Annotated in this window: 14 protein-coding genes and 1 pseudogene; 3 read left to right on the top strand and 12 right to left on the bottom strand. The window is 34.4% G+C overall.

Features of this window, described 5'->3' with window-relative positions:
• The 3 genes from FTT98_RS16725 to FTT98_RS16735 all read left to right on the top strand — a co-directional run.
• A partial coding sequence (locus FTT98_RS16725; RefSeq protein WP_153887548.1) for a DDE-type integrase/transposase/recombinase occupies positions 1-431 on the top strand: 431 nt, incomplete at its 5' end.
• Positions 432-524: 93 nt separating this feature from the next.
• A complete protein-coding gene (locus FTT98_RS16730; protein WP_257220837.1) occupies positions 525-803 on the top strand; it encodes a hypothetical protein in 279 nt (92 codons plus the stop codon).
• Positions 804-811: 8 nt separating this feature from the next.
• Positions 812-1363 (top strand): macro domain-containing protein, encoded by a 552-nt coding sequence (locus FTT98_RS16735; RefSeq protein ID WP_180042379.1) that lies wholly within the window; start codon positions 812-814, stop codon positions 1361-1363.
• A gap of 1 nt (position 1364) precedes the next feature.
• Here FTT98_RS16735 and FTT98_RS16740 read toward each other — a convergent pair whose 3' ends face one another.
• The 12 genes and pseudogenes from FTT98_RS16740 to FTT98_RS16795 all read right to left on the bottom strand — a co-directional run.
• Entirely contained in the window at positions 1365-1751 is a 387-nt protein-coding gene (locus tag FTT98_RS16740; protein ID WP_000053135.1) for a type II toxin-antitoxin system death-on-curing family toxin, read from the bottom strand.
• Positions 1748-1927 (bottom strand): hypothetical protein, encoded by a 180-nt coding sequence (locus FTT98_RS16745; protein ID WP_001231652.1) that lies wholly within the window; start codon positions 1925-1927, stop codon positions 1748-1750. The genes FTT98_RS16740 and FTT98_RS16745 overlap by 4 nt, the downstream gene beginning before the upstream one ends.
• 49 nt (positions 1928-1976) lie before the next feature.
• Positions 1977-2312 (bottom strand): hypothetical protein, encoded by a 336-nt coding sequence (locus tag FTT98_RS16750; protein WP_179997550.1) that lies wholly within the window; start codon positions 2310-2312, stop codon positions 1977-1979.
• A 129-nt stretch (positions 2313-2441) separates the two neighbouring features.
• On the bottom strand, positions 2442-2774 hold the full coding sequence (locus FTT98_RS16755) for a type II toxin-antitoxin system HicB family antitoxin (RefSeq protein ID WP_004812232.1): 333 nt from the start codon (positions 2772-2774) through the stop codon (positions 2442-2444).
• Complete coding sequence (locus tag FTT98_RS16760; RefSeq protein ID WP_004812233.1) at positions 2771-3019, bottom strand: type II toxin-antitoxin system HicA family toxin; 249 nt, start codon at positions 3017-3019, stop codon at positions 2771-2773. The genes FTT98_RS16755 and FTT98_RS16760 overlap by 4 nt, the downstream gene beginning before the upstream one ends.
• Positions 3020-3124: 105 nt before the next feature.
• Positions 3125-3652, bottom strand: coding sequence for a plasmid pRiA4b ORF-3 family protein (locus tag FTT98_RS16765; RefSeq protein WP_180177592.1), 528 nt, complete (start codon positions 3650-3652; stop codon positions 3125-3127).
• A 513-nt stretch (positions 3653-4165) separates the two neighbouring features.
• Complete coding sequence (locus FTT98_RS16770; RefSeq protein ID WP_180042308.1) at positions 4166-5284, bottom strand: Fic family protein; 1119 nt, start codon at positions 5282-5284, stop codon at positions 4166-4168.
• A 321-nt stretch (positions 5285-5605) separates the two neighbouring features.
• Complete coding sequence (locus FTT98_RS16775; RefSeq protein ID WP_180042310.1) at positions 5606-5803, bottom strand: hypothetical protein; 198 nt, start codon at positions 5801-5803, stop codon at positions 5606-5608.
• Positions 5804-5872: 69 nt separating this feature from the next.
• A complete protein-coding gene (locus FTT98_RS16780; RefSeq protein ID WP_004637137.1) occupies positions 5873-6100 on the bottom strand; it encodes a hypothetical protein in 228 nt (75 codons plus the stop codon).
• 98 nt (positions 6101-6198) lie between these two features.
• Positions 6199-6414, bottom strand: coding sequence for a cold-shock protein (locus FTT98_RS16785; protein WP_004637138.1), 216 nt, complete (start codon positions 6412-6414; stop codon positions 6199-6201).
• 772 nt (positions 6415-7186) lie between these two features.
• Positions 7187-7377 (bottom strand): annotated as a pseudogene (locus FTT98_RS16790) (ISNCY family transposase); the annotation flags it as partial.
• Positions 7378-7439: 62 nt separating this feature from the next.
• Positions 7440-7711, bottom strand: a 272-nt coding sequence (locus FTT98_RS16795) for an integrase core domain-containing protein (RefSeq protein ID WP_151829785.1), incomplete at its 5' end; no start/stop codon positions are given.

Raw genomic sequence — 7711 nt, forward strand, 5'->3', positions numbered from 1 at the left:
CACGAGCAATTGTTGGATGGAAAGTATCTACACGGATGAATACAGATATGGTGCTCGATGCATTGGAGCAAGCATTGCATGATCGCGGCATGCCAAAGAATGTGATTCATCATTCCGACAGAGGTGTTCAATATCTTTCAATTCGCTATACCAATCGTTTAGAAGCAGCAAATTTACGAGCATCAGTCGGTACGACTGGTGATTCATACGATAATGCTTTGGCTGAAACGGTGAATGGCTTATACAAAACAGAGGTAATTGAATATCTAAAAGCAGATTGGCAAGGTTTAGCAGATGTACAACTTGCGACACTAAACTGGGTAGATTGGTTCAATAAAAAGCGTGTACACAGTGCACTGGGTTATGTATCGCCTTTTGAGTTTGAAGCAATGTACTATGATAAGATTAACCCGTTAGGTCAGGTGGCCTAACTTAAATAAAAAAGTCTCCGACAAACCCGGTACGGTTCAGTTGATAATTTTATTCATCATATTGAAGTTTTGAGACCCAAAGTAATTTTATTTATGGGTAGTAAGCTTATTAATTTTCTGAGAAATATAGATGTTTGGGATAGGTTTACTGCTATTGTTGGTCCAGAAATAGAACCCTTAAAAAGGGTACAAAAAACAGATTTTGATGGTACTCGATTTAAAGTTTACTTTGATAATTTTGAACAATGCCAAGTTGTGTGCTTACCACATCCATCTAGTAGTAGAGGTCTATCTGATGAATATATCAAATTATTTGAACCAGAATTAGGAACAATCATTACTGAATATAAGAAACAAAAGGGTATTCTATAAAACTAATTATGAAAAAAGTCCATCTCATCCACGCAGATATAACAGCTTTTGCTGTACATGCCATCGTTAACTCAGCAAATAAATCTTTGCTTGGTGGTGGGGGACTTGATTATGTGATTCATAAAAAAGCTGGACCGTTGATGAAAGAAGAATGTATTCGTCTAAATCAAGAAAAAGGTGGATGCCCTACAGGTCAAGCAGAAGTAACAACAGCAGGTAATCTGCCTGCTAAATACCTTATTCATGCGGTTGGACCACGATGGTTAGATGGCGAACACAATGAGCCACAATTGCTTTGTGATGCTTATAGTAATGCACTATTCAAAGCTAATGAAATTCATGCACTCACTGTTTCTTTTCCATGTATTAGTACAGGTGTTTATGGTTTTCCACCTCAAAAGGCTGCTGAAATTGCGATTGGCACTATACTCTCTATGTTGCCTCAATATGATCATGTTGCAGAAGTATTTTTTATCTGCCGAGAGGATGAAAATTATTTAATTTATAAGAATCTTTTATCGAATATCGATGATCCAAATATTCAGATTCTGATTTCTTAGTTTAAATTATCGAAAGCTCGTATAAGAATTCAGCCACAATTTTGGCTAATAATTCATGTTCTTCTTGTGATTCAACAATATCGACCATCAAATCATCTAAACCTGTTTGTTCCTGAATGGTAACACCTTGAATTTCGAGATAAGTCAGCATTACAGCTAAACCAGTTCTTTTATTACCATCAACAAAAGCATGACCTTTTGAGATAGCTATACCAAACCATGCTGCGATCTCAAAAATGTCGCTTACATTACTGTAATACATCTGCTGATCTATACGGCTTAATACGCTTTCTAGCTTTTCAATATGACAGCCTATTCGCCCTACGCCAGTTTGTAATAGGATCTCATCATGCACAGCAATGACGAATGTTGAGCTAATCAAACTCATTTATAAGCAAGCTCTTGGATTTCAGCTTTATGCTGATTAATGACTCGTTTTGCACTATGCATCACAACACGTTTAGTCGCTTCGTCATTGCTAAATTGGATTGGTAATACTTGACCCGAAACCTTTTCACGATTTGAAATTTGATCAAGGCTATAGTCTTTTAAACGCTTTCTCATCTTCATCCCCCTATTAAAAGAGAATTTCATTTTAGCCTAAATTAAACAATTAAGTACGATAGTGAGGATCTTTTCTTGGAATAGCATTTTCTGAATCTATATCAAAGAAATCATAAATTTTAGTGGCTGTTACTGTGTTAAATAATTTTTTGTCCATATACACGATTGCTTTTCCTTTATTTGTGTCGAAAATTACCCTACCCCTTGGAATCTGTTCATATTCATAATGACGTAGTTCTGGGTATACACTTTGCATATTTTTCCAATAATCGACATGTGTATATGGACTATCAATTAAGCCTATTGAATCTGCATCATTTAAATTGAATGGATGAGCTATGCCAATAACTTGCTTTTGCAAAAACCAAAAAATTCCTATTTTCATTTTTCATCAACTGATTAATTTCCCTAAAATTAACATAATACACCTTATACGAAACTAAAAATGGGAGCTTTAAGCTCCCATTTTTGCTGAGTTTTTCAATTTTTAGGTAGTAGCCTAGGCTTCAATAAATTACGCACCTAAACGCATTAACTTTTCTTGAATCGCATCACTGACAAAGGCATTTAGAGAATTACTTGATGCTAAAACCGCCTTACGGTGCAATTCAGGGCTAATACGGACATTAAAAGTGCCTTTGAATGGTTGATCAGGAGATTTTCCTAGTTCAGCACATGATTCTAAATAGCCGTCTACAGATTCCTGAAAAGCTTTCTCAAGGGCTTTTAAAGTTTCCGCTTCATAGGTAATAAGATCACGAATAAAAGCAAGTTTTCCAAATAACTCACCTGTTTCAAGATCAGGCTCAATTGTTCCGAGATAACCTTTGTACTTTAAATAGCTCATAAAAATCCCTCCTGCTTGAGTGCCTGTTTTACAGCTTTCAATGCCCCACCTTTGATTTCATTTTCAGGGTGTGGTCTATGCAGTAAAATCATATGTTCAGTTTTTTCATTAAAAAACCGAACACGAGAGCCTGCCATTTCAAATTTTTCATAGCCGAGCTGGCTCAGTAAAACGACTAAATCTTTATATGGAAACGTATTTTTTGAATTTCCAAATTTTTCCAGTAACTTTTCCGTTTTACCCATACTTCAGCCCTACTGCTATTGCAACTAAGTATAGTTACTTTTAAATAATAATTGCAACTATATTTAGTTGCAATTTCGTATAACAACCCTTATGTTAAATCAGGTTTAAAACTTAATATCATGTGAATTAAAGTAGGTCGGATCAAACTCTATCTCTCCTATTTCATCCTCGATAATTTGCATGTAATCGTCATATCTTGGATGTTTGGGGTCTTGTAATGCATCTAAAATATCAAGATATCCAAAAATTCCTCCAATATCTTCAAATGGAGCATGATTTTGACCATCTATACAACATGGATATTTTTTATTTAAATCAGGAGATTGTCTGCTTTCTACAGTAATCAAATGTTCCCAACAATCGCCAAAATCATATGTATATATAATTTTTTTACCTACATGTAGAACTTCTTTCAATTTTTGTCTTTTATTGATCTTTTCATGCTTAATAGTCGTGAATTCATGTAAATGGCTATCTTCCCAATCAAAAGCAGATTGAATTGCCTTATGGAGCCTAGATAAAGTAGCTGCCGATGAAATTTGAATAGTTCTCCAGATTTCAGGATCACTACCTAGCAGACTAATTTTTAATTGAAAAACTTCATCAGAAGATTTGAGCTTTACAGTTCCCATAACAGCCTAGTTCTCAAAAAATAGTTTTAGTAAATCTAAAATTAACATAATACACCTTATACGAAATGCTTTTTAAAATATCCTTGTTTTTCATAAAGTTAAAAAATTTTCATCCCCCTGAAAAACAACAAAAAACCGACTTGGAAACAAGTCGGTTTCTTTTTAAGCAATTTTGATACTTCTTGCCAATAAAATTGATCAATATTTAATCAATTTGTCATTTTTCTCTGCGTTATCAAGACAGCGCTGGCTTAAATTATCCCCAATTTCTGCGGACAACTCTTGGGATAAAAATCCACCAATTTTGTACGCCTGAGCGCACATGAATTTAGGGATTTTGCGGATATTCATAACCCCTTGTATTCAATATTATGAAGTCATAAGAGAACAGGACGTTCCGCAGAATAAAAATAAATAATCGCACAAGGATCGGCGGCAAGACAGGAGTTATGCCAAGCGAACCAATACGAAAAAGCCCGACAGGATGTCGGGCTTTTTTTATGGCTTAAATTTCTATAACTGAGTATTGATCTGATAGCGTGTATTACGTCCCCCACCTTCCAATTTGACGATACAACCTTTCTCAAGTAAGTCAGATAAATGACGAGTAGCTGTCGCCTTACTTGTTTTAGCAACTTTTTGATATTGTGACGCGCTAATACCATGTTCAAAGCCATTTTCCCCACCGTCTAATAAACGATTGAGGACTTTGCGCTGTTCTTCACTCAGGGCTAAATTTGAATATTTATGCCAAAACTGGCTTTTAAATAATGTCCGATTGATCTGTACTAAGGTTTTTTCAAGGCTATCATTCAATGTATCTAAAAACCAAACTAGCCAATCGGTGATATCAGAATCATTTTTTTGAGTTTGTTCTAATATCTCATAGTAACTTTTACGTTTACTTAATATCGCAGTAGACATTGCATACAAACGGATACTTTGCTCATCCATCTGAGCTAAAGCAAGGTCTGTAAGTGTACGTGTAATACGGCCATTACCATCATCAAAAGGATGTAGAGTAACAAACCATAAATGGGTAATGCCTGCACGTAATAAAGGATCAAGCAGTGAATCATCTAGGCTGTGATTAAACCACCCTATAAAGGCATTTAATCGCTCTGCTAAGCCTTCTCTTGGCGGTGCTTCAAAATGTACTTTAGGATAGTCCAATCGACCTGAAACGACCTGCATAGGCTCTGCCCCCCTAAGTTGACCAATGCGTAAACGGTGCATTGTCCAATCTGGGTCATTGAAAAGCCAACGATGCCACTGCATGAGACGATTAACAGTCAATGGTTGCTTAACATCGTTAAGCGCATCTAGCATGATATTGGCTAAACCTTCTGATCGATCTGAGCTTGGATAAGGCTGTTCAAGTGTGACACCTAAGCGTTGAGCTAGAGATGATCGTAGTGAAAAAACATTGATCGTTTCGTTTTCAATCGCAGATGAAGCAACAAGATTGGCAAGCAGAGTATCTAGGGTGAATTGCTCTTTTGCTAAATCATGCTGACTTTGCCCCAGAATAATCCCTATTTTTTGATGTATCTGTCTGGTTTTAGGTAAGATAACTGAATCTAGCCATGTAAAATTTGTCCAGTTTTCTGCTTGCCAAATCCATTTCTGCATTTTCAATCGCTCATCTAAAATTTCAGATGAGTTGAATATAGCACTTATTCGGCTCATAACAAGAGCCGAATATGATAATTAATCAGCTCATTTTTTATAGGACATTTTAAATAGTTTATCGCATAGACATTTTAATTGGTGAATAACAGAAATATATCGGCTTTTTTATAAACAAACTTGATATGTTTTTCCAAAAAATAGAGATCATTTGAGAATATTTGTATTTTCTACTTTTAAACTCAATTATTTTTAGGGGGATGACCTGAGAGCTATTAGCTCTCGTTTCTTACAATGCGTATCGTATTGGTTTTAAAATACTATCTATAAAATTTTAAAAATTTTTCCACTTACAGTACTTTGAAAAAACATTTCAAAACTAGGTCGAATATCTTCTCCATCAATGGTGATATGTCTTATATTTGAGTGAGATTGCGTATCGGCAAAATGATGATCTACTGTTGCTTGAATAGCTTGTTTAACCCCAAACTGGTCTTTTACGTTGAGAGTCTGTTTAAACATATATATCCCCTTAATAAAATTATAGTGGTAGAAATCTACCCCAATTCTTAATACTTGTTGATGTTGGCTCTAAGCAACTTTATGACTTAATTTAAATAGCTGATTTAAAGAAGTGTAAAATGTACGGCCATCCAAATTTAAATCAACCTCGATTCCAGATGAAAGAAGGACTCTTTTACCTACTTCGATTTTTTTTGAACCTTGACGTGTATTTTGCATTTTATGAAGAGGAATTAATGAAACAATAATTTCAGTACCATTTTTAGATTTTGCAATTAAATTACTTAATTTCAACAAATTTCATCCTATTTTTTAGAAATATTTTAATTTTTAAAACAAATTTTGAAGTATAAAAAAAGCACTCATGAGTGCTTTTTATTACTGTCTATTATTACTTAGATAGCAACAATATTTACAGCATTCGGTCCTTTTTGACCTTGAGCTACACTGAATTCAACTTGCTGGCCTTCCATTAAGGTTTTGAAACCTGAACTTGCGATTTCGCTGAAATGAGCAAAAACGTCTGGACCTGATTCTTGTTGAATGAAACCAAAACCTTTAGTTTCGTTGAACCACTTAACAGTACCTTTAACAACATTTGAGTTTGACATAATATATCCTACTGATTTTTAATAATTTTTAGTCATTATATTGACCGATTATAACTTGAAAAATAATAAAGAATGAAACTTAAAATCTAAAAAACGAAGGATTATGACTAAAACTGCGATACTTAAGGAAGATTTACCGAAACGAGACTTTTTTTCTAGTTGAGTTAAATATACAGTAAAAAGAAAAATAATCAAGTTTTTTTAATAGTTATATTTATTTTTTTGATAAAAGAAAATTATATTTCATAAAAAAGCCTTATAGTCTCTCTCGGAACTATAAGGCTTATTAAGCGCTGTTAGTTTTCTCTTAATCACTTACTTTCCAATGTAAGTTAGCTGTTTTGGCCCTAATTGATACTTAGTCCTTAAACGCTTATTACCTACTATCCTTAGCAGGTTATGAGTACAATTATTTTATCGATAGGTAAAAAATTTAGATATAAGACAAAAGACAAATATTTGAGAAAATCAGTTTAAAAAGCTAACAATTCCACACTCTCCCTTATCTTACCCAGATATTTCCTTAGGTAAGTATTCAGGCTCACAATTAGACAACGCTGTTTGATTTTCAAAGAACGTGGTTACAGCAGATTAGAAATAGGCCAATTATTCGGATTTAAAATTTAAAATTTTTCTAAAATTAAGATAATACACTCTACAAAAAATCCCGTGATTCGGGGCTTTTACTTATTTAACATAAAATCTCTTATGCGAAGTCTCTTTTGTTATTCCCAAGTAGAAATGTCCTACCTAATAACCAAATAGAAATGTCCTATATGGACATTTCCAAGTCAAGCACAGGATTGAATTTCGTTGTTCAATCGCTGTTTTCTGTGCTTGTCTACGTGGCATCTTTTGAGAACGATTGCGTTTGTTTTGGTGTTCCAGTTGTTCATGCTGTTGTTGAATATGTGCCAGCACAGAACCCAAACGTTTATTCTCAACGATCTCTCTCTGGTTGAGCAGAGGTGGTTCCACTTGTTTGAACAACTAAAAGCGTATTTATAAGTGATATTCTGCTCTAGTTAAGCCACCTTGTTTTGTTGCGGTAGCTGATCATAGTAAAACTCATTTGGTGTCATTTTGTCTAGACTCGAATGAGGTCGTTTCAGATTATAAAACTCAAAATATGCACTCAATTGCTTTTTCGCATCTGTGACACTGCTATAAGCTTTGAGATACACCTCTTCATATTTAACGCTCCGCCATAATCGTTCAACCATCACATTATCAACCCATCGACCTTTACCATCCATACTGATTTGAATGCCATTTGATTTCAATACATCAATAAATG

The organism is Acinetobacter sp. YH12039 (genome assembly GCF_013420015.1).
Taxonomy (GTDB): domain Bacteria; phylum Pseudomonadota; class Gammaproteobacteria; order Pseudomonadales; family Moraxellaceae; genus Acinetobacter; species Acinetobacter amyesii.